Annotated in this window: 18 protein-coding genes; 9 read left to right on the top strand and 9 right to left on the bottom strand. The window is 41.9% G+C overall.

Annotated features, from left to right (window positions below; all coding sequences use genetic code 11):
- Positions 1 to 97: 97 nt before the first annotated feature.
- From ABFV72_RS07045 to ABFV72_RS07030, 4 genes are all read right to left on the bottom strand, one after another.
- Complete coding sequence (locus ABFV72_RS07045; protein WP_101204384.1) at positions 98 to 421, bottom strand: H-NS family nucleoid-associated regulatory protein; 324 nt, start codon at positions 419 to 421, stop codon at positions 98 to 100.
- Between the two features lie 1,106 nt (positions 422 to 1,527).
- Positions 1,528 to 2,151, bottom strand: coding sequence for a single-stranded DNA-binding protein (gene ssb, locus ABFV72_RS07040; protein WP_347162954.1), 624 nt, complete (start codon positions 2,149 to 2,151; stop codon positions 1,528 to 1,530).
- Positions 2,152 to 2,468: 317 nt separating this feature from the next.
- Positions 2,469 to 3,080 carry a DUF3833 domain-containing protein gene (locus ABFV72_RS07035; RefSeq protein WP_347162953.1) on the bottom strand — a complete coding sequence of 204 codons (612 nt, stop codon included), beginning with the start codon at positions 3,078 to 3,080 and terminating at the stop codon, positions 2,469 to 2,471.
- Positions 3,081 to 3,209: 129 nt separating this feature from the next.
- Positions 3,210 to 4,574 (bottom strand): MFS transporter, encoded by a 1,365-nt coding sequence (locus ABFV72_RS07030; RefSeq protein ID WP_347162952.1) that lies wholly within the window; start codon positions 4,572 to 4,574, stop codon positions 3,210 to 3,212.
- A gap of 715 nt (positions 4,575 to 5,289) precedes the next feature.
- On the opposite strand from ABFV72_RS07030, the gene uvrA reads away from it, so the two are divergent.
- From uvrA to ABFV72_RS07015, 3 genes are all read left to right on the top strand, one after another.
- The gene (gene uvrA, locus ABFV72_RS07025; protein WP_347162951.1) at positions 5,290 to 8,196 is read left to right on the top strand and encodes an excinuclease ABC subunit UvrA; all 2,907 of its coding nucleotides are present in this window, start codon (positions 5,290 to 5,292) and stop codon (positions 8,194 to 8,196) included.
- 314 nt (positions 8,197 to 8,510) lie between these two features.
- Positions 8,511 to 8,777: a hypothetical protein gene (locus ABFV72_RS07020; RefSeq protein WP_347162950.1), complete on the top strand. Its 267-nt coding sequence runs from the start codon at positions 8,511 to 8,513 to the stop codon at positions 8,775 to 8,777.
- 130 nt (positions 8,778 to 8,907) lie between these two features.
- Complete coding sequence (locus tag ABFV72_RS07015; RefSeq protein ID WP_347162949.1) at positions 8,908 to 10,815, top strand: P-loop NTPase fold protein; 1,908 nt, start codon at positions 8,908 to 8,910, stop codon at positions 10,813 to 10,815.
- Positions 10,816 to 10,930: 115 nt separating this feature from the next.
- On the opposite strand, the gene ABFV72_RS07010 is transcribed toward ABFV72_RS07015, so the two are convergent.
- Positions 10,931 to 11,212 (bottom strand): DUF503 domain-containing protein, encoded by a 282-nt coding sequence (locus tag ABFV72_RS07010; RefSeq protein WP_347162948.1) that lies wholly within the window; start codon positions 11,210 to 11,212, stop codon positions 10,931 to 10,933.
- A 133-nt stretch (positions 11,213 to 11,345) separates the two neighbouring features.
- Between ABFV72_RS07010 and ABFV72_RS07005 the strand changes: the two genes are divergently transcribed.
- The 4 genes from ABFV72_RS07005 (at position 11,346) to ABFV72_RS06990 (ending at position 14,588) form a co-directional block, all read left to right on the top strand.
- Positions 11,346 to 12,134 (top strand): threonine/serine ThrE exporter family protein, encoded by a 789-nt coding sequence (locus tag ABFV72_RS07005; protein WP_347163062.1) that lies wholly within the window; start codon positions 11,346 to 11,348, stop codon positions 12,132 to 12,134.
- A complete protein-coding gene (locus ABFV72_RS07000; RefSeq protein WP_347162947.1) occupies positions 12,135 to 12,587 on the top strand; it encodes a threonine/serine exporter family protein in 453 nt (150 codons plus the stop codon).
- A gap of 173 nt (positions 12,588 to 12,760) precedes the next feature.
- A complete protein-coding gene (gorA, locus tag ABFV72_RS06995) occupies positions 12,761 to 14,125 on the top strand; it encodes a glutathione-disulfide reductase (protein ID WP_347162946.1) in 1,365 nt (454 codons plus the stop codon).
- Positions 14,126 to 14,390: 265 nt separating this feature from the next.
- A complete protein-coding gene (locus ABFV72_RS06990) occupies positions 14,391 to 14,588 on the top strand; it encodes a hypothetical protein (RefSeq protein WP_224737769.1) in 198 nt (65 codons plus the stop codon).
- Positions 14,589 to 14,632: 44 nt separating this feature from the next.
- Here the strand turns inward: ABFV72_RS06990 and ABFV72_RS06985 are convergent, their stop codons facing one another.
- The gene (locus ABFV72_RS06985) at positions 14,633 to 15,256 is read right to left on the bottom strand and encodes a GNAT family N-acetyltransferase (protein WP_347162945.1); all 624 of its coding nucleotides are present in this window, start codon (positions 15,254 to 15,256) and stop codon (positions 14,633 to 14,635) included.
- 88 nt (positions 15,257 to 15,344) lie between these two features.
- Positions 15,345 to 16,994 carry an FAD-dependent oxidoreductase gene (locus ABFV72_RS06980; protein ID WP_347162944.1) on the bottom strand — a complete coding sequence of 550 codons (1,650 nt, stop codon included), beginning with the start codon at positions 16,992 to 16,994 and terminating at the stop codon, positions 15,345 to 15,347.
- A 390-nt stretch (positions 16,995 to 17,384) separates the two neighbouring features.
- Between ABFV72_RS06980 and truD the strand changes: the two genes are divergently transcribed.
- Positions 17,385 to 18,563, top strand: coding sequence for a tRNA pseudouridine(13) synthase TruD (gene truD / locus ABFV72_RS06975; protein ID WP_431192087.1), 1,179 nt, complete (start codon positions 17,385 to 17,387; stop codon positions 18,561 to 18,563).
- 109 nt (positions 18,564 to 18,672) lie between these two features.
- On the opposite strand, the gene ABFV72_RS06970 is transcribed toward truD, so the two are convergent.
- Entirely contained in the window at positions 18,673 to 20,100 is a 1,428-nt protein-coding gene (locus ABFV72_RS06970) for a GGDEF domain-containing protein (protein ID WP_347162942.1), read from the bottom strand.
- A gap of 256 nt (positions 20,101 to 20,356) precedes the next feature.
- On the bottom strand, positions 20,357 to 21,238 hold the full coding sequence (locus ABFV72_RS06965; RefSeq protein WP_201579228.1) for a PHP domain-containing protein: 882 nt from the start codon (positions 21,236 to 21,238) through the stop codon (positions 20,357 to 20,359).
- Positions 21,239 to 21,529: 291 nt separating this feature from the next.
- Here ABFV72_RS06965 and ispZ point away from each other — a divergent pair, with 291 nt between their 5' ends.
- Positions 21,530 to 22,081 (top strand): septation protein IspZ, encoded by a 552-nt coding sequence (gene ispZ / locus ABFV72_RS06960; RefSeq protein ID WP_101205812.1) that lies wholly within the window; start codon positions 21,530 to 21,532, stop codon positions 22,079 to 22,081.
- The last annotated feature ends 5 nt before the right edge of the window (positions 22,082 to 22,086 follow it).

Below are 22,086 nucleotides of genomic sequence, written 5' to 3'. Positions count from 1 at the left end.
AGCAGCTCTATCTATCGCTAAATGATTGTAAATAAACCATTATCAATAGCAATTTCAAGCTGGCTCACAGAAAGGCATTTTATAAGAAAACAGCTAATTAAATAGCAAAATCTTCGATATCACGACCTGCTGCTAGCGCTTCAACCAACCACGTTGGCTTACGGCCACGTCCAGTCCAAGTTTCACTATGATCATCAGTATTGCGATATTTAATACTGCGTTTTTTCTCTAACTTTTCACCAGCTTTCAGTATCTCTTCGATCGTTGCATTGCTATCTTCTGCAATCTGCTCGAACTGCATATACGCATCATACAAACGTTGATGTTGTTTTTTAGCGATAAGTTGTTGAGCGTTTTCAGTGATAGCACGTAACTCATCTACGTTCAAATTTTCTAAATCAATTGCGTTATTTTTGCTCATAATAAATCCAATTATAAAATAAGAGTGTGGCCTCTATTGAGGTATTGTTTTTGGTGAAAATATGCGGAGAACAAATCGTTCATTAGCAACTAAATATATTCATAAAATATAATTAATTCTAAAGAGTATTTAATTTCTAATAACAACCCGAACAATCCATTATAAATAGAAAACATATAGCGATAAATACTCATTGTAGCCATTTTGAATAAAATTAGTTTTAGATAAATCTAAACACACAAGTCATCATTCTTTATATATTGCTATTATAGCTTTGAAAGCATTTTCTAATAATAAAACAAAATTCTAGCATTGTAACTACTACTAGGATTTCACAATACTATTTCGACAAAAATCTACTGTTAAAATGATAGAGTAGTAAGTCAATACACTATACTCTCAAATACTGCTAATTTTGAAGATAGTTCTGCATCAGCTCTGTAACTTACTATGTCGTTGCTATGCTGCTTTCTGAATAAGCTAACCATTTCATATAAAGATCTATTATCCAAATAGCTTTCGATTTATTAATCGGAAACAAGTAAAAACTTGGTGGTTATCATCGAAATTTATTTTATTTATAGATAGTCAATATATATTAACCATACGCTATATAAAGTCAGTATAGCAATTTTTAAAACCAAACGTCATTAATCATAATTATTTTTTGGTATAAACGGTCAATATAGAGTATAGAAGGTAGTAAGCATACTAGCTAATATGAAAATTAATAGTACTAAACCAATACCAAATAAACTTAAGTTTAATCGTTTAGGTATTAAGAGCATATTAAATAAATTAAAAATTCTTTAATAAAAATTTAGTTTAGCTACGTTAAAAAAATCAACTGAATTATATTTTTGGATATAGTCAATCCTCTATGAAAGAGCTACAGCGTTAACCTCGCTTGAAGTATCACAGTTATATCTACACTCAGTTACCTTGTATCTCTTTTAAGTTGAATCAACTACAGCAAGCATTAAAAAAGCCCTGCAGTTGCAGGGCTTTTTTAACATTAAGTCTAAGGTTCAGGGCTAAAGTATGCTGTCAAAGGGTTATAAGATAATCAATATCAATATACCTTTACACTTTCTTTCTTATATGATTTAGAACGGAATGTCATCATCTACAGGGCCGTCTGGCATTGCTGTAGGCTTAGATTGTGCAGGTTTCTGTGCTGGTTGATTGAACTGGTTTTGCTGAGCAGGCGCTTGATTGTTAAAACTGTTCTGACCACCTTGAGCTGCTGGTTGGTTGTAACCGCCTTGATGTGCCATTTGATTATTTGCTTGCTGACCAAAGTTGTTCTGGTTGTTTTGGCCACCTTGATTATTATAGCTGCCACTCTGACCTTGGTTTTGACCACCAAAGCTATCTCCACCTTGACCACCGCCAGTTTGACCATCAAGCATCTGCATTTGTTCGGCACGAATCTCAGTAATATAACGGTCTTGACCACTTTGGTCTTGGTATTTACGTGTACGTAAACTACCTTCGATATAAACCTTGCTGCCTTTACGCAGGTATTGCGCTGCGATTTCACCTAGACGGTTAAAAAGTGCGATACGATGCCACTCTGTCGCTTCTCTTTTTTCGCCGCTTTGTTTGTCTGTCCACTGCTCTGATGTCGCAACCGAAATATTGGTTACGCTACCGCCATTGCTGAATTGGCGTGCCTCAGGATCTGCTCCGAGGTTACCGATGATGATAACTTTATTGACTCCGCGCATGATACCGTCCTTTTACTTATGAATAATTTAATAAACTGTTTTAATCGTTATCTGATAGCATCATTTGATACTATCAATTGTATAATTTTACTTTAACCAATTTTTATCGAAATATCTATAGGCTACCTATGGTGCACGTCAGTCTATGTCGCTTAGAACCTCTATCTTGATATACTAGTCAATATTGTAGAGTCCAATAAATAACAGGTAATAGATAAATATGCTGCTATTTTGCCATTTTAAGACGCTGAAGAACACCGTCTACCTTTATCGATATTGCATAGCACCTAACTTATTATCAAATGATTTAGAGATTTCTAGTTAGCATCGGAAGGCTTACGGTGCATGCTCAATGTCACGCTACCCAGCTCTACGCCAAATTTTTTCATCACTGAGCGATTGAGCATGACATCTTCATTGATAAGATACATCCAGTCATCAAAATTCACTTTGTAGGTTTTGTCCTCGACAGGTAACTCTAATAAGTAATTCCAGTGCAACGTATTGCCAACCACTTGCCCTGTTGCCTCGCCAATGACATCACCTGCCATACCTTTCCAGCTACCATCTGCTTGCTCAGTCAGTCTCCATATACGCTGCGATTTTGTGCCATCTGCCCACGAGAACTTCTCGTTCAAGACAATAACATTGTCTCCCTCATGGGTAGCATCAATGTCGACATAAAAGCGCTTTTTGACTTCGCCATTTCGACCTTGGAACATACCCCAACCATCGATTTGACCCGAAAAAAACTCATGCATGTCGAGCGTTGGTGTGGTGTTCTGATACGCCTGAATATTTTGTGTAGCGCAACCAGAGGTCAGCAGCATGGCTGATAAACCAAAACCTACGGTTAACTTGGCTATTGAGCGATGCGCCTTCTTTTTACCTTCGATGACACTACCAGACAACATCTTAAATTTACTCATATTAATTCCTTTTAAATAGAGATAAATAGTTAGTTTCTACTTATTGATACTGATGGTTTATGAAATTGCTGTCTGTGCAATTTTTGCTATTTGGCTTCACTTCCGTATACAACTACAAGTATAAAGCTGCTATATATCTAGCGGACTTTGCGCCAAACTCGATAGCTGTTGACGAGAATCATCCGTCAACTGTGTTTTATCTAACTTCAAATAGGCGACTTGCTCTTTTGCCATTACGACCAACTCATCAACACCATCTACTGCCAGCATTTGTCGTGACCAGTCTTGGATATTGATATCTTTAGGAATAGTAACCGTCGTGCTCGATAGGTAAGGTGGTTGAGAAATGGGAATGATGATAAGCAGTGCGGCACCCATAATAATAGCCAGTATGCCCCATGCCAACAAATTAGGCTGGCTTAATAACAGACCACCCATTGCACCACCTACAAATGCTCCAAAGAACTGACTAGAAGAGTTAAGCCCCATCGCGGTCGCTTTATTGGCGACTGGTGCGCGCTTAGATATCCATGAGGGAATCGTCGCCTCAAGTAAGTTAAAGCCCATAAAGTACAGTAGCAAGCCCAATATAATACCAGCACCAACCTGACTACCAAGCGCAAGTATTGCTAACGCAGCGGTCATCAATGCAATTGCACCCAAAAAGACCTGACGCATTTTGCGTTTCTTTTCAGCGATGATAATAAATGGTATCGCGATGGCGAAGCCAATAAACAATAGCGGCAAATACACCATGCCTTGCTGACGTACTGACAAGCCAAGTACGTCACTGAGCTGGTGCGGCAATATCACAAATATCGCAGTCATCGTCAGATGTAGCGCAAAGATACCGATATGTAAGCGGTTAAGATCACCAATCTTGAGGACAGTCGCTAACTGTTGACCGATGGTTTTATTATCTAGGTTGTGCTTGAGCACGCGCATAGGCGTCGGTACCATTACCAATAGCAGCATCGCCAATATAGCAAACCCTGAGGTTAGCCAAAACAGCCCAGAGATACCGAGCGAGCCGACTAATAATGGACCAAAAGCAAAGGCCAGCATAATAGAGGTCGCAATCGTCAGACCCATCGTGGCCATCGCTTTGGTACGCATTTCCTCACGAGTCACATCAGCCAATAGTGCCATAAGCACAGCAGAGACCGCTCCACTACCTGCCAGCGCCCGACCAATGATTACTTCGTAAATATCCGTCGCATTTGCCGCAATCATGCCGCCGACAGCGAACAGTATCAACCCCAAAAAGATAATAGGCTTACGCGGAAATTTATCAGCAGCCAAACTCATCGGTATCTGAAAGATGGCCTGCCCTAAGCCATAAATACCAACGGCCAAACCAATCAAAAACGGCGTCGCGTGTGCATAATTGTCACCATAAACAGAAAATACCGGCACAATCATAAACAAGCCAATCATACGTAAGGCAAAGATGCCACCGACTCCGAGGATTGCCCGTTTCTCTACGCTATTCATACTTGCCTCACTGGTTGATCATTGCTGGTTGCTCATTGCTATCTTTCATGACTAACAATGCGCTATACCATGATTTATCACTACTGGTTTATCAAGGCATTGGCCTATAAATCAAGCCCCCTAGTATAAGACATTCGCCGTTTGGTTGCCGAGACTTTTGTCTTACTAGTGCAGTAACGTATGCGCCCTCAACCCAAGCCATTCATATTACGAGATTATTTTGTTACCAAGTGCATCAGATGCATAGTGACACCTTGAATAATGCTGTCACCATGACAATAAAGTAAAACGTTGTCAGCACAATTAATAGCTAACTAACCATATCTATATAACGACGAACGCTTCTATAAAATGACATTTTTGGTCAAAACCATAACAAACGATGCCTGTTACTTAACACTGATTTGATTTAGATTTGCTTAGTCCTATAAGAAATAGTCGTAGGAATGACAAGCAACATAAAGCCAAACAATAATAGAAAACGAATAACTAGGCTGGCTTAACTTCTACCTTATCAATATATGTACCCTTTATAATGACACTGTTCATAATGACTGCTTTGTTTGTAACGATATCTTTTATAACAACACTACTTATAACAACACCATAAATTTAGAATTATTCACCTTTTAACCAATCATTTTACTGACCTGTATTTACTTTTAACTTGAGATATTTCCCAATCCCCTTTTAGCAAATAGGAAACCTGTAACCGATGGCACATGACCATATCGCAATACGCGGCGCACGTACTCATAATTTAAAAAACATTGATTTAGACATTCCACGAGATAAATTCGTGGTAATCACTGGCCTATCTGGCTCTGGTAAATCTTCGTTAGCATTTGACACGCTATATGCCGAAGGGCAACGTCGTTATGTCGAAAGCTTATCGGCATACGCGCGTCAGTTCCTCTCGCAAATGGAGAAACCTGACGTCGATAGTATCGAGGGTCTATCCCCTGCGATTGCTATCGAGCAAAAATCAACCAACCATAACCCACGCTCGACCGTTGGTACGATTACCGAGATTTATGATTATCTGCGTCTGCTCTATGCACGCATTGGTACACCATATTGCCCTGAGCACGGTGAGCCAATGGTCGCGCAGTCGGTCACTGAGATGGTTGATCAGGTCATGGCATTGCCAGATGACACCAAGATTATGATCTTGGCACCGGTGATTCGCGAGCGTAAAGGTGAGCATACCGTCTTGCTTGAGCAGCTGATTGGTCAAGGTTTTGTCCGTGTGCGCGTCGACGGTGATGTCTATGACACCGACGAGTTACCGACGTTGGACAAGAAGAAAAAACATACCATCGAAGTGGTAGTCGATCGCTTTAAAGTCCGTGATGACTTGGGCAACCGTGTCGCTGAGAGCTTAGAGACAGCGTTACGTTTGGGACAAGGACTGGTCACGCTACACTTTATGGATGGTAATCCAAAAGAAGGCGGTGACGAGAACCAAGTGATGTCAGCCAAGCATTCATGCCCTGTCTGTGATCGTGCGGTGCCTGAGCTTGAACCACGCATGTTCAGTTTTAACAATCCATACGGCGCATGCCCAAGCTGTGACGGTCTCGGTAAACGCCAATACTTTGCCGCTGAAAAACTGATTACTCATCATGAGAAGTCACTTAACCAAGGCGCAATCAATGGCTGGGACAAGCGTCATGCTTACTACTTTGGCCTACTTAGCACGGTCTGTAAGCATTTCAAAATCGATATGGATGCGCCATGGCAGGATTTGTCTAAAGAGCAGCAAGACCTAATTATGCACGGCTCTGGTAAAGAAAAGCTGACCTTTAACTTCACTGATGAGCGCGGCCGCAAGACCAACAAGACGGTACCATTTGAAGGTGTACTGCCCTACCTAGAGCGCCGTTATGCTAAAACGCAAAGCAATCTGGTCCGTGATGAGCTGGCTAAATACTTGGCCGATACTACCTGTAACGTCTGTGATGGCGCGCGTCTTAATGAAATCTCACGCAACGTCCGTGTTGATGATCAGACCATTGCAGAAATCGTTAAGCTGTCTATCGGTGATGCGGCTGACTATTATAAAACGCTAAAGATTGGCGGTCATAAAGGCGAAGTAGCCGAAAAAATCTTTAAAGAGATTAATGAGCGCTTAAACTTCCTCGTTAGCGTCGGGCTTGATTATTTGACCCTTGCTCGCTCTGCTGAGACATTATCGGGCGGTGAAGCACAGCGTATTCGTTTGGCTAGCCAAATCGGTGCAGGTCTGATGGGTGTCATGTACGTACTTGATGAGCCGTCAATCGGTCTGCATCAGCGTGACAATGATCGCCTGCTAAAAACCCTTACGCGCTTACGTGACTTGGGTAATACGGTGCTGGTCGTTGAACATGATGAAGATGCGATTCGCCAAGCAGATCACGTCATCGATATCGGTATCGGTGCAGGCGTACATGGCGGTCATATTATCGCTCAAGGTACGGTCGATGACATCATGGCAAACAAAGAATCGCTGACTGGACAATATATGTCTGGTAAGAAAAAAATTGAGATTCCAACTGTCCGTCATAAAGCCAAGACTATCGATGTCGAAGTCAAAGGTAAGGCTAAAGCCAAGAAAGTACCGATGACCATCGAGCTGAAAGGCGCGTCAGGTAACAACCTACATGATGTAAATTTGACCATTCCTGTTGGTATCATGACTTGTGTGACGGGTGTCTCAGGTTCGGGTAAATCAACCTTGATTAACCGTACCCTTATGCCATTGGCAGCGACTCAGTTAAACAATGCCTCAACGCTGATTGCCGATAAGTTTGAAAGCATTAGCGGTCTTGAGCATTTAGACAAAATGGTCGACATCGATCAAAGCCCGATTGGTCGTACACCGCGTTCAAACCCAGCGACTTATACGGGTGTGTTTACCCCTGTGCGTGAGATGTTTGCCCAGACGCAAGAAGCGCGTGCTCGTGGTTATAAACCGGGCCGCTTTAGCTTCAACGTAAAAGGCGGACGCTGTGAGATGTGCCAAGGTGATGGTCTCATCAAGGTTGAGATGCATTTCTTGCCTGATATGTATGTGCCATGTGATACCTGTGAAGGCAAACGCTACAACCGCGAGACGCTAGAGATTCACTATAAAGGCAAAACCATCGCTGACGTGCTTGATATGACCGTTGAAGATGCCGTTGAGTTCTTCTCAGCGATACCAGCCATCTATCGTCGTCTGCAAGCACTGATGGATGTCGGTCTGAGCTATATTCGCTTGGGTCAGTCTGCGCCAACACTATCAGGTGGTGAAGCGCAACGTGTCAAACTGGCGCGTGAGCTGGCCAAACGTGATACAGGACAGACGCTCTATATCTTGGATGAGCCAACCACTGGTTTGCATTTCCACGATATCGATAAGCTGCTCAACATCTTGCATGCTCTACGCGATAAAGGTAATACCATCGTGGTCATCGAGCATAACTTGGATGTCATTAAAACGGCAGATTGGGTGATCGACCTAGGTCCTGAAGGCGGTAAAGGTGGTGGTATGATCATCGCTGAAGGTACGCCTGAGGAAGTGGCGGAAGTCAAAGAATCCTACACGGGTATATTCTTAAAGCCAATGCTTGAGCAAGGCATGAAAGAAGTCAGCTAATACAAACTAGTGAATGATTGATAAAAGGCTACTCTTTATAGAGTGGCCTTTTTTATTGGCTGGTATAAGGCAAAGCGCAAACTATAAGCTATGAACGGAAATTGATATATAAACTAAGACTTAAATTACTTCGCTACGTTACCTTTCTTAATATTTATTAAAGATACTTAAAAGTTAAATGTATTAATATTTAAATGGTTAGATATGACACGTAAACGAATACGGTATAGAAACAACTGGTTAATAACGATATAACCCACACAAATTGACGTTACTCATTCTTGTACGACCTCTGAAACTCTTAAGGACTTCTTATGAAAAAATTACTATTTATTGTCTTGGCATCTACTGTTGGCGTTAGCGCCTGTGCGTCAAGCGGCACATCAAATGGCGCAAGCGAACGCAACCACCAAAGACCTAATATATCAGCAGACATGAAACAAGCTATGGATGACTGTGCTAAAAAAGCGGGCGTAAAAATGAACAAGGACGGTCGTCCAAGTAAAAATGATATGAAGAAAATAGATTCATGCATGAGTGCAAAAGGGTTTGAGAAACCTGCAGGCCAAGGTCGTCACTAATAACTAATGATTTTTAGATAATCATTGATGAAAGGCCACTCTTTAGGGAGTGGCCTTTTTTGTTGGGTGAGGTTTTAAATTTGGTGTTAATATCATTATTAATTTAAGAACATGTGTAAGGTAATCAGTGATGGCAAATGTAGAAAAGCTCGAAGATAAGCTTTTGGAGCTTATTCAACATAGTAATCCACTAGCTATTGCCTTGACTGGTGAATGGGGCGTTGGCAAAACATATCTTTGGAAAAAGTTCTATGAAGATAATAAGAATTACTTTATTACGCACAGGAAAACAAATCCTAAGAATGGTAGCAAGGAAAACCTCATTGCTAAGAAATATGCTTATATCTCTTTATTCGGTTTAGACTCTTTAGATAGTCTTAAGCTTGCGATCGCTACTGAAGTACAGACTATTTCGACTGACGACTCCATCTTGAATACCGATATCTCTACACATTTTAAAAAATTATTCGGTTTTATAGGTGGAGGAAGCACTAGTAGCACTGCTGGCGACCTACGTTTTGGCATCAATATTGGCAATAAATTGATTACAAATATCATTATGTCACATTTAAAAGATACGCTGGTTTGTTTGGATGACATAGAAAGAAAATCAAAAAATTTGCCAATGTCAGAAGTTCTAGGATTAGTTAACTACCTTAAGAACGAACGAAATTGCCAAATTATTATGATTTTGCATGACGAAGAGTCTGAAGATAAAGTTGATTTTGACACGCAAAAAGAAAAAGTGTTTGATGAAATACTAGTTTTAAATGATTCATTATCAATGGTTAAAGAAACCATTAACGATGATAAAATTTTTCCTATATACGAGAAATTTTATCAAACTATGGGGGTTAGAAATCTTAGATTTTATCAGCGCGTTCAGAAAATCTATCAGGAGATAATAAAACACTCATCATCTTTATCAAAATTGAGCAAGGAAGAAATCCTAAGACAAATCCTTATTATCAAACTTGTTAATGACATTCCTAAAGTTCTTAACGTCGATATGAAAGAGTTAGAAACGTATTTTTCCGAAGATGGTCTCGATGACCGATTAGATATCTTTTCAAAAAGTGATGATGAAGCATTAAAAGCACCTTTTAGAACTAAGAAAGACGATGTAGAGGAAAAGCTTTCAAAATTCTACCCTAACTTTCGTATGGAAGGGTGGACTGAAGTTGTTATCGAACTGATTACGAATATTGATATAGATAGTGAAAAATTTGAAAGACTGCTAAACCAAGATTTAATCAATGAAGAAGCTTTGGAAAGTGATAGAGAAAAGAGAGGCTTGATGGCTGAATATCGTAATTTAAATTCAGATCAAAGCTTCAATCAGAGACTGTTTGACAATGTTAAGGATAGGATAGACAGAGAAGCATTCCCTAATTTAAGCTTCTATTATAATATACTCGAAAAGAATGACTCTCCTGATTTAGCCAAAAAATTTGAAGAGCTAGTGAAACAGTATATAGAAGAGAGAATTAGGAAAGGACCAGAAGAGTGGCTTATAGGAGACTATTATCTTAGAACTCCAGTAAGTCCTGATATTTTTTATGACTTCCTTTTACAGACCATTAGTAATCAAAAGAAGACATTAGCTTTAAATGCTGACGCTAGCGCTATGTCCGCAGTTTTTATGCGATTTTGTAAACATGGAAACGTTGGTAAGGATTTTTTTGTAGCTATACAAAATATTAATAAAGAAAAGTTTAGCTCTATTTTTTGGCAACCGCTTGATGGAATAGATAGAATTAGATATATTCGGGAATTGCTAGAACACCCTGCTTTCAATATAGATATTGCTAAGTTTAACAATGGAGACAGAATTGATGCAGCATTTTGGCATTATAAAAAACTTATAGATACTCCAAAACGCCCTTCTCCTTATCAACCATTTATTGTTGAAAAAAAATTGAATGAAGTTAAGCGATGGACTCTAGAGTTACTTCAAGAGAGAGTTTCAGAAAAACCAAACAGTAGCGCAGCTGTCGAACATCTTTTAGAACTTACGAATAATTTAGAGAATATTTGATAGTAACACTGAATAGCTGATTTATGATGCAATTTAGCCCTGATTACAGCTGTTGTCCTTGGTTGGCTATTAGAGCGGAAAGTGGGATTGGCCCCCTGTAATAAACTTCCCTCAACTAAACAAACTCCCTCTCAACATTCATGACCCGTGCATCCACTATCCGTTCTAGCTTTTCCTCAATCTGACTACATTGCGACTCGACCTCTCGTTTGGACAGTCCAACGATCACAAACGTCCATTCGCTCGCGTCATGCCGATCGCGGCCGCCACTCTCACAGACCGCGACGCTTGGCGTATTACCAAAGCGCGCGTGCAAGCCGCCCATGCGTTGGCGCTTTTCTTTTAGTGAGCCGCAGCCGGGCAACGAAAACGTCAGTGTCAAAATAGCGATATGCATTTTAGGCTCCTTGCCAAAAAAGTTTAGAATAGCAGCCAATATAATATTCGATAATGGCTGATATTGTCTGCGCGTCAGCATCCAGACCCTTTATAATAGCGTATCAATACCAACCAACATGCGTATCTCACCCATGACCTCTATCAGCTACGTAAAGCAGCAGCGCATTACTCGACTATGCGTACGCTGCGGCTTACTCCTTATGCAGTATGGCGCTGAGTCTGCCGTGGTGGTGGACTTATCCAAACGCTTGGGGCTTGCCTTGAGGATGAACAGCGTCGAATGTTCGCTGAACTTTAACGCTATCACCCTAACGACCATCTGCGACGAGCGCTGTATTACCACCACCCGAGATACGATCAATCAAAGTATCAATGTCAATTTATTGGTGCAAATTCAGCAAATCATTAATAAAACTGAAGCCACTATAGATAGTACCGACTTGATTGACCGCACGACGATTGCCTTTGATGAGTTGGATAAGACCGTGTATCCGACATGGCTAGTAAGCATCTTTGTTGGTGCCTCATGTGCGGCGTTTGCTTATCTAAATGGCGGCAGCTGGTCGATTACAGCAGTGACCTTTATCGCAGGTATGGTGGCGATGTTTACTCGTATTTATTTGTCCAAACACCACTTTAACCCTTTTATCACTGTTATTGTGACGGCATTTATTGCCTCGCTCATTGGCGCGACTACCTATTATTTTGATATTGGCAATAATGCCGATATTGCCGTGGCCTCTAGTGTGTTGCTACTGATTCCTAGCTTTCCACTGATTAACTCGTTATCCGACATCCTAAAAGGCTATGTCAATATTGGCGTTGGGCGTGCGGTCTTTACCTATATGCTTACATTATCCGCGTGCGTCGGTATCGTAATGGCACTGGTTTTACTACGCATACAGCACTGGGGGTTTTAGATGTGGTTTATTGAGACCGTTGTGCTGTCTTGTATCATTACCCTTGGCTGGACGCTGATGTTTAGTGTCCCCAAACGCTATATCTTGCCGTGTCTACTGATGACGGCGTTTGGCTTTGGGTTAAAAACGGCGCTTGTTTATCAGCATGTCCATCTGGTGATCGCGAGCTTTTTTGGAGCGATGCTTGCCAGCTTTTTGGGTGTATATTTTTCTAGGAAATATACCCTACCGCCCAAAGCGCTCATCTCGCCCAGCGTCATCTGTATGATGCCGGGTATCGCCGCCTATAAAGCAATGGTGAGCATGGTACAGATTGGCTATTTTGGTTATTCAGACGAATTATTTAGCCAAATGATGGTGTATTTGTTTGAGGCGCTTTTTGTGACTTCAGGATTGGTATTGGGTTTATCCATCCCGGGGCTATTATTTTATAGACGTCGACCTATTGTATAAATGGGTTTGAGTGGATTTAAATATCTAAATGCTAGGCATTTCTTAACCAACCACCGTTTATAGTCAAGCGATTCAACATACGCTAACCATAAAAAACTTGTAAGATGGATGATAAGACCCATTACAGTAGAGTCAGAAACAGCACCAATAACAACTCAATAAAGAGACTTAATATGACCAAACATTATGACTATATCTCTATTGGCGGCGGTAGCGGCGGCATCGCGTCACTCAACCGTGCAGCCAGCTATGGCAAAAAATGCGCCATTATCGAAGCCAATCAACTGGGCGGCACTTGTGTGAATTTGGGCTGTGTTCCCAAAAAAGTAATGTGGTATGGCGCGCAAGTAGCTGAAGCCATCCATAAATATGCGCCAGACTATGGTTTTGATGTTGAGTTAAAAGGTTTTGACTTCCAAAAGCTGGTACAGAGCCGTCAACAATACATCGAAAACATTCACCGCGCTTATGACAATAACTTGGCTAAAAACGGCGTCGAAGTGATCAAAGGCTTTGCCAAATTTGTCGATACCAATACCGTAGAAGTAAATGGCGAGCTGATTACCGCTGACCATATTTTGATTGCTACGGGCGGTCATCCTATTCAGCCAGACATCAAAGGCGCAGAATACGGCATCGACTCTGACGGATTTTTTGCGTTGAATCATTTGCCAAAACGCGTGGCGATTGTGGGCGCAGGCTATATCGCAGTCGAAATCGCAGGCGTGTTAAACAGTCTGGGTGCCGAAGTACATTTGTATGTACGTAAACACTCGCCACTCCGTACATTTGACCATACTATCGTAGAGACTTTGCTGATAGAAATGGAACAAGCTGGCATCACATTACACACCAACACGGTGATCAATGAAGTCAATAAAAATGACGATGATAGCCTCGATTTGACTACCAACGATGGCGGTGAAGACTGTATCGATACTGTCGATTGCTTGATCTGGGCGATTGGTCGCGCGCCATCGACAGACGGTATCAATCTGCAAGTGACAGGAGTTGCCACGACTGAGACGGGTAAAATCAAAGTTGATAAATTCCAAAACACCAACGTCGATGGTATTTATGCGGTTGGCGATATTATCGAAAACAGCGTAGATCTAACACCCGTAGCGATTGCCGCTGGTCGCCGTTTATCAGAGCGTTTGTTTAACAACAAACCCAATGAGCATTTAGACTACTCGTTGATACCGACCGTGATTTTTACCCATCCGGCTATTGGTACGATTGGCCTGTCTGAAATCGACGCGGTAGAACGCTATGGCAAAGAAAACATCAAATGTTATACCTCAAGCTTTACCGATATGTATAGCGCGGTCACTCAACATCGTCAAAAATGCACCATGAAGCTGGTATGCTTGGGCGATGATGAAAAAGTCATTGGCCTGCATGGCATTGGCTTTGGCGTCGATGAGATGATTCAAGGATTTGCCGTCGCGATCAAAATGGGTGCGACTAAGGCTGATTTTGACAATACGGTTGCCATCCATCCAACTGGTTCAGAAGAGTTTGTGACGATGCGTTAAGCTCACTGTTTAACGTTTCTCTTATTCTTAACTATTATAAAAAAGGATGCCGTTTGAGCGTCCTTTTTTATTGTCAGTCATGACGTAAGCATATAGCTTAGTAGGTCTAAAACTGGCTCATTACTTTTATATCGCACTGATGACTACTGTATTTTCCTAATCATTATTTGCATTGAAAAATTTAAAGTAAGGCATACTGACAGCGCAATCCTGATGCTGCTATGATGCCCTTAATACTGACCGTTGAGAGATGACTGTGTGGCAGGTGTACTTATTTATATTACCGATTGGGCTTGGTATCATGACCTTGGCAGCGAGTTTGTTGTTCTTATTCGCTTATCTAATGTCAGATGACAATGCCACGCGCTTGCCAGCATTTAACTGGTTCAAGCGCTTAATTATCGTGGCATTTGTGCTGCTGAGTATTGGACTATTTATGACTTTTGGACATTTTTGGGGTTGAGCGAGATAGAATGTTTTTTAGTGTTTTTTACTAAGCCAATTTGATTAGCTAATGACTTTTTCTAGTTCTAATAGCTCTAAATCATCACGCTTTGGCTCGCCATTATTGCCATCGTTTGGAAACGGCATTTTATTACCATTGAACTGATAACCGCGGCGCTGATAATAAGCTAAAAGTTCAGGACGATGACTTAGTATAGACATAGTCAGACGGCTAGGCTGATTCAGTGACTGTAAATGACGATCTGCAAAGGTCTCGGCCGCTTGTAGTATTATATTGCCAACACCCTTCCCTTGTAACACAGGATGTACCGCAAACATGCCGATATAGGCTTTCTTATTTGAGTCAGCAGCAGTTTTAATATCGACAGCGATACAGCCAAGTATCTCACCCGTTTCTTCTCCATTACGGTCGCCTGTCGTGGTTTTCGGATAGACAAAATAATAGTGATTAGGATCATTGATTACGGCGGCGAGCTCCGCTGATGTAGTTCGAATACCACCGATCAAATCGGCCTCATTGGTCCAACCTGCCGTCTCGCGATAGCAGCAATTTAATAACTGCTCAAGTGCACCAATATCATCTAATGTCGCTTCACGTAGAAATAACGACTCTTTATCAAAATGGTCTGTATTTACATTGCTGTTATTTATATTATTTGCGCTCATATTATAATTTTTCCTTTTTCACTCATATAAAAAAACTGACTTAGATCACTAAGCCAGCTTAAATACTAATACTTATCCGTCTACAGTACTAGCGCGATAATGCATGCGCTTGTTCAATAATGTCAAACCCTGCATTAAGCTGCGCACGTGTCGGCGCATGACCACGGCGTAATAACTCAGAGAAGGCAACCAACTCTTTATCACGTCCAAGCGTACTTGCCGCACTAGCCCGTGTATCCTTGCCTTCATCATCAAAATAGTATTCGATATAATCATGCGTATCTGGCGTACCAAATAGGATATTGTGATCTGGTGTCTCGGCATGACCGCTATAGCGTAGGCTCTTGCCATATTGCATGGTCCAAAAGAAAGGAATACGCGCCTCTAATGAGTCAACACTGTCATCATTCAATATCGCAGCAGCTGTGACCATGCCATGCTGCAGCGCCACGCGCCAATGCTCGATACGCATGCGACCCATTTGGTTGCTAGCTTTTGCAATATCACCTAGCGCGTAGACACCATCGCGCAGCTGTAGATGCGCATCGACTTGTACACCATCTGGATCGTTAACTTCACGCAATACCTCTGTACGTGGAGACACGCCAGTACCCAATATCACGATATCAGCATCAATATGCTCACCACTTGCTAGAGTGACACCGCCTACATTTGAGAAAGCCTGATTATTATTATCTCCATCCTTGCCCACCTGACGATCAACCTTAGTAATTTCATCGACGGTTGCATCAAACACAAAATTGATGCCCTTCTCTTTATGTAATTTAATTAAGGCATTACTCACCGTTTCAGAGACAATATTACCCATCACACGGCTACCTTGCCCAATCACTGTAATAGAAGCTGTCGTACCTGCTTGTGCTAATGCCGACGCGGTCTCCATACCGATAAAACCTGTACCGATGATCACCACACGCTGATCATGACTGGCCGCTTTAATTAATTTGGCATCACTCATGCTACGTAGTGTATATACGCCATCCATCTCAGCACCTTTAATAGGTAGTAAGTTTGGTTTAGCACCAGTGGCGATGACCAAGAAGTCTGCAGTTTGTCGTTCGCTGTTGCCATCATTATCCTCTATGACGACGGTCGCTTCATCGGGTAGCACTTCGCTAACCGTTTGGTTGAGGCGTAACTCAATATTATTGTTACTTGCCCAATCAGCACCGCCTAATAGCAGCTTGTCCTCGTCCATCTTGCCTGCCAAAAACGCTTTGGATAATAAAGGTCGGTTGTAAGGAGCTTTATCATCCTTACTAATCAACGTAATCTTGCCGCCATAACCACCCTGACGCAACTGGTCGGCTGTCATAAATCCTGCACCGCCTCCACCAACGATAATAGTATGGGTATCAGTCAATTTATCACTTTCGACCTGCCCCGTTACCTGAGTTGAGGTATCAATTGTCAGATTATCACCATCATGAGTCAGTTCGTACTGGGTCAAGCCTTTAGTCGCTATCGGCTCTAATAGTGAGCCATCGCGACTATCAAAAGTTGCATGATGCCAAGGACAAACTACCCGATTACCACAGCGTAATCCATCACCCAAATCTGCGCCCGCATGTGGGCACTTACCATCGAATGCGCGGAACTCATCGTCATCGCGAGTGATTAAAATGATACTATCGTCTTCTTGCTTATATGATTTCATGCCACCGCTTGGGATATCCGCTTTACTGATGGTGACTGTGTTGATCGTTGCGTCGGTCATAATGCTTCCTTAACAGTTATAATGATGTCTAATGACAGCAGGTTGAAAATGACCGTAACCAACCAGACAAATTCAACTTATCCTATTATTTTTAATATGCTATGCATTGATAGTAGCAAGAGCGCCGCGCGCACGATGTTTTTTTGTATGTTTGCTGCGTTGCAAAACGTAATTATGCGACTTTATTTTCCGCACTTCTTTTACTTCTAATCATTATTAATAAACAAAATAAAAGACGATCTTATGACTTCTCAAGATAACCAAAACGAAATCACTACTATTTCTCAAGATAGTTTAGATAGCCAAGCTGCTACTATAAATCCAACAGCTAATGATCAAAACGTTAATGAACGAACAGCCAGTGAGAAAACAGCTAGTGAGCAAATTGATATGGCTCATATGGATATTGCTGCTATTACAGATACTGCAAATTTGCCACAGCCAAATTTGCAGCCAATACAGCAAGCGACTTATAAAGCTCATGCAACAGATTTCATCGTCAATGAGTTATTGCCATTAGATTTCACTGGTGAAGGTGAGCATTTATGGTTGCATATCGAAAAATCAGGCATGAATACTGCTTATCTGGCGAAACTACTGTCAGAGTGGGCAGACATTCCATTACGTGATGTTGGCTACTCAGGGTTGAAAGACCGTCACGCGTTGACGACTCAGTGGTTTAGTTTGCGCATACCAAAGAAGCAATTGCCACCTACTGAGTTTGCACCAGTGGACATTGGCGAAAGCGAGACTGTCACTATCCTTGCGCAGAATTGGCACAATAAAAAACTCAATCGCGGTACGCACCGTGCCAATCAGTTTGTTATTACTTTACGTGATATCAAGTTTTCGAGCGCTAGTGACGAAAATGTTGATGACGGAAGTAACGCATCACCCGAGCAACTACTATCTGCAAAAGAGGCCGTCGAGCAGCATTTAACGCGCATTGGCAAAAACGGTGTACCCAATTATTTTGGTCCACAGCGTTTTGGTCGTCAGGGTAATAACGTCAGAGAGGCTTTATCACTGTTTGCTCGTCCACCGCGAGAGCCTCGCCCGCAACCAAAAAAGAGCAAACGTAAGCGTGCCCCGCGCGAGCAAAATACGATGGAATTGTCTGCTGCACGTAGCTTGATATTTAATGAGATATTGGCAGCACGGGTACGTAATGGCAGCTGGAACACTGGCCTATCAGGCGAAGTGTTTAATTTGGATGGTTCAGGATCGATATTCACTAGTGAGATACTAGATGATACGTTGCATGCTCGTATTGACAGTGGCGATATTCACCCAACTGCTGTGCTATGGGGCACGGGTAACGATAAAGTCACCGGTAGCGCTGCAGATTTAGAGACCAAGGTAGTACAACACAGCCCACTACTTATGCAACTGGCAACTGGATTAGAGCAGCGTGACATTAAGGCGCAAAGACGAGCGCTGCGCCTACCGATTGAGGCGTTAAGCTGGGAATGGTCGGATGATCAAACACTAGTGTTAAGCTTTACTTTGACTACGGGTAGCTTTGCCACAAGTGTGCTCGCAAGCTTGGTACAGCAGTTGATATCTTGATTGGATGGATGAATAAATGAAACTGGTCTCTAAATTGGAATAATCAATAGAATATCAACCATACCGATAACACTTACACAGTGTTATCGGTATGGTTGTTGATTAGCGGCTAACGGCTTTTGTAAAGCGATTGCTTACCGCCTTTTTTTTCGGCCCACATTTCATTCGCACTGACAACTTGATTACGACCACGGTGCTTGGCTTCATATAAGGCCTTATCCGCTGTGCTAATCAGACGTTGGCAGATATCACTAGGCAGCTTTTGCATTGAGGCTATTTGGCTTTCCGCGCGCTGAGTAGCAATTGGCTTGATAAGAGGTGACGTTCGAGCAACGGTCTTTTGCTGCGTAATCTTTTCATACCCTTGGGCAATACAAGCTCGTTCTTCATAAGTTAAGGTATATAACCCAAAGCTTGCTGTCACATTAAAATCAGCCAGACCTTCAATCTTCATGACATGTTCAGCAATATTCAGTCGTAGTTGCTCGGCTATCATCATAGCGCTATCATGCTTCGTATCTGGTAATACAATTAAAAACTCTTCGCCGCCGTAGCGACTGATGATAGTCTTATCTGTTAATGATTGTGATAGTGTCTGTGAGACTTCAATCAGAACCTGATCACCTACATCGTGACCATAATTATCGTTGATCTGTTTAAACCAATCCAAATCTAACAGCATGACGCTTAAATCTTGATATTCTCGCACAGTAGCCAAAGCATACTTCATTTTTTTCAAACCGTAGCGACGATTTTTAAGCTGAGTAAGCTCGTCCTGATTGGCATGTCGTAAGGTTTCTCTCCTACTGTCATCTAACGACACTAACAAAATACGAAACATATAAATGATAAAAATAGCTTTTGGTAGCGACATATAAATATGGGTAGAGCGCCACAAAAGGTTGGAAGATTGACGCAGGTGATTAAGACCCTCCCAGGTCAACGCCTCATTTTTGATGATAGTCATATCACTGTGAGTCATATAACTATGAATACTAGGAGGAAGAGTGGTTGCCGTAAGTTGGCGTAGATTAGGTATCGTAATACCAAAATAAGGAAGTAACGATACTGCTAAAATCGCAATAATTTGCCCTATAAATGCCCGCCAAACGTAATTCCGGTTAATGAGCATCATTCCTAGCATAGCACCACCTACTAGTGATACACCCGTTACCAAACTACTATGCCCTAGTATGGCGACAATAAAAGTAATATAGACACTATAAATAGTGATGATTAAAGCTTGCCATATGTGCAGATTGCTACTGACACTTCTAACTGGCGAAAAACGACTGGACATCCATAGCAAGAAAACACCAACTATAGACACGCTAATCCATACTGGATAGAGCAGGTTGATATCAACATAAGCGCCATAAGTATCGCGGCGATACCATACAAATAAGCACCATAACCAATGTGAAAAAACCTCCATCAGCATAAATGCTGTTAGTAGAGCTGTCCTATCAGCAGCATCCCACTCAAAAACAGCCTTAGAAAGCTCTCTGTGGCCTAGATAGAACTTATATACAGCCATAATGCACTACCGCAGATAGTCAAATTTATAGAGTTAAAAAATAGTGAGCCGTGAGCCACGATTAAGGTCTATTCAGTGTGGCAATTTATACCTGAATTATCAATCTGTTTTACGCATTTATTTCCCAATAATGTCTCTATGAATGTAATTATGTTTACGTACCTATTTTTGGCCTTATTGATCATGATAAATCAAGCCCTATCGCTATTGGAAACAACCTTATTAGAAGTAACTGTAACAAGGTAAATCTCACTTACTAAGCAAGCGTTGCAAAAGACTCCCAAACTCCTTGTTGATCATCATTTAAAATAGGGACATCGCCCAAACGTCGCCAAGGCATGTTACTACCGTGAAAATCACTACCGATAGATGCCGCAAGACCATGCTCAGCAAGGCTACGGTCGACCATTCTGCGGGTACTAATCGGCTCACTAGTGGCTGGTAGCTCACAAGCATCGCCGCCAAGCTGCGCAAACTCTTCGATGAGTTTACGCACGCGTGTCGCTGATAGTTGATATCGCGTAGGATGTGCGAGCACCGCTTTGCCGCCGCAAGCATGAATCAGCTCGATACCATGCTGCATCGTCAGCGCCTCAATTGCTACATAAGCAGGTTTGTTATCTGCTAGGTACTTGTCAAAGGCTTTTTGAACGGTTTTGACTTCACCGCGCTCAAACAATACCTGTCCAATATGGGCGCGCCCGACTGCTTGTGGGTTACCGCCTGCTTTATCAAGCACTGCCTGCCATAGCTCATCATAATTGATATCTAATAGCTCACTCAATTTTTCAGCGATACGTTGACCACGAGTGGCTCGACTGTCTTGCAGTTGTTGCAACGTTGCGTGCATTTTTTCGCGATCAGTAAAGTCCAGTCCAAGTACATGAATAATTTTATTGGTGGATTTATTCTTTCCGTAACCACCGCTTAATGTATGTTCACAGCTGATTTCAACGCCATTAATAATTTGCATATCGCAGGCACTGGCAGCGTCTCTTGCCTCATCAATCCCTGCCAGCGTGTCATGGTCAGTCAATGCCAATACGTTGATGCCCGCTGCATGGGCACGCTGTATGACCTCGGTCGGTGCGTAGGTACCATCTGAACAAGTACTATGGCAATGTAAGTCGATTTTCATAAGCTGAGCCTTAAAGTGTTAAATAAAATAGAAGTAGAATAAAAGCTAGTGAGCAGACAGTCATTGTTACGATTATGTGCGTTGTAGTTTGTCTTGCTGATTCTGTAGATTTAGCAGTTATCGGTGCTGTATTTATGTTTATATTTGGCCAGTGGCATGGTCATCAGGCGCAATAAGGAAGTATTACTCTGTAGGTTGCGTATATCGCATGATTATCGTGTTGATTGCTTTTTTTTGGTGCGGTAGACGTGTAAACTACCCCATACGTTTTTGTTGGACATACCCTTTGCTATGAAAGCATTATTAGACTTTATTCCCTTAATTGCCTTTTTTATCGCGGCGCGTTATAACGGTATTTTAGCAGCGGCAGGGGCTTTGCTCGTCGCCACTATTATCGTTTACGCCATTCATTTTATTCGTCAAAAAGGTAAGTTTGATAAGCAGCAATGGGTTGTCTTATTATTAACGATTTTATTCTGCGGCGGCACATTACTGCTGCGTGATGATATTTATCTGCGTTGGAAATCGCCCATTATCAATGGTATTTTTGCGTTGACGCTATTCGTCAGTGCCGCTATTAATAAGCCATTGATGCAGCTTGCTATGAAAGAGGTATTTACCCTGACGCTTAGCGGCTGGAAAAAGCTGACCGTTGCTTGGGCGTTGTTTTTTGCCCTAATGGCTGTACTACATTATATCACAGCGTTCACAATGTCAGATGAGGCATGGATCAACTTTAAGACCTATGGTTGGATTCCGATTATGCTGGTGTTTGTCGTGGCTCAGTTTGCTGTACTAAAAAAGCATCTCAACCCTGCCCTAACAGACAAAGCCACTAAATAGTTTCT

Origin of the sequence: Psychrobacter proteolyticus (assembly GCF_039762275.1) — a bacterium.
Classification (GTDB): Bacteria; Pseudomonadota; Gammaproteobacteria; order Pseudomonadales; family Moraxellaceae; genus Psychrobacter; species Psychrobacter proteolyticus_C.
The sequence above is the reverse complement of the archived record's forward strand: the minus strand, read 5'-3'. Positions and strand labels throughout refer to the sequence as shown.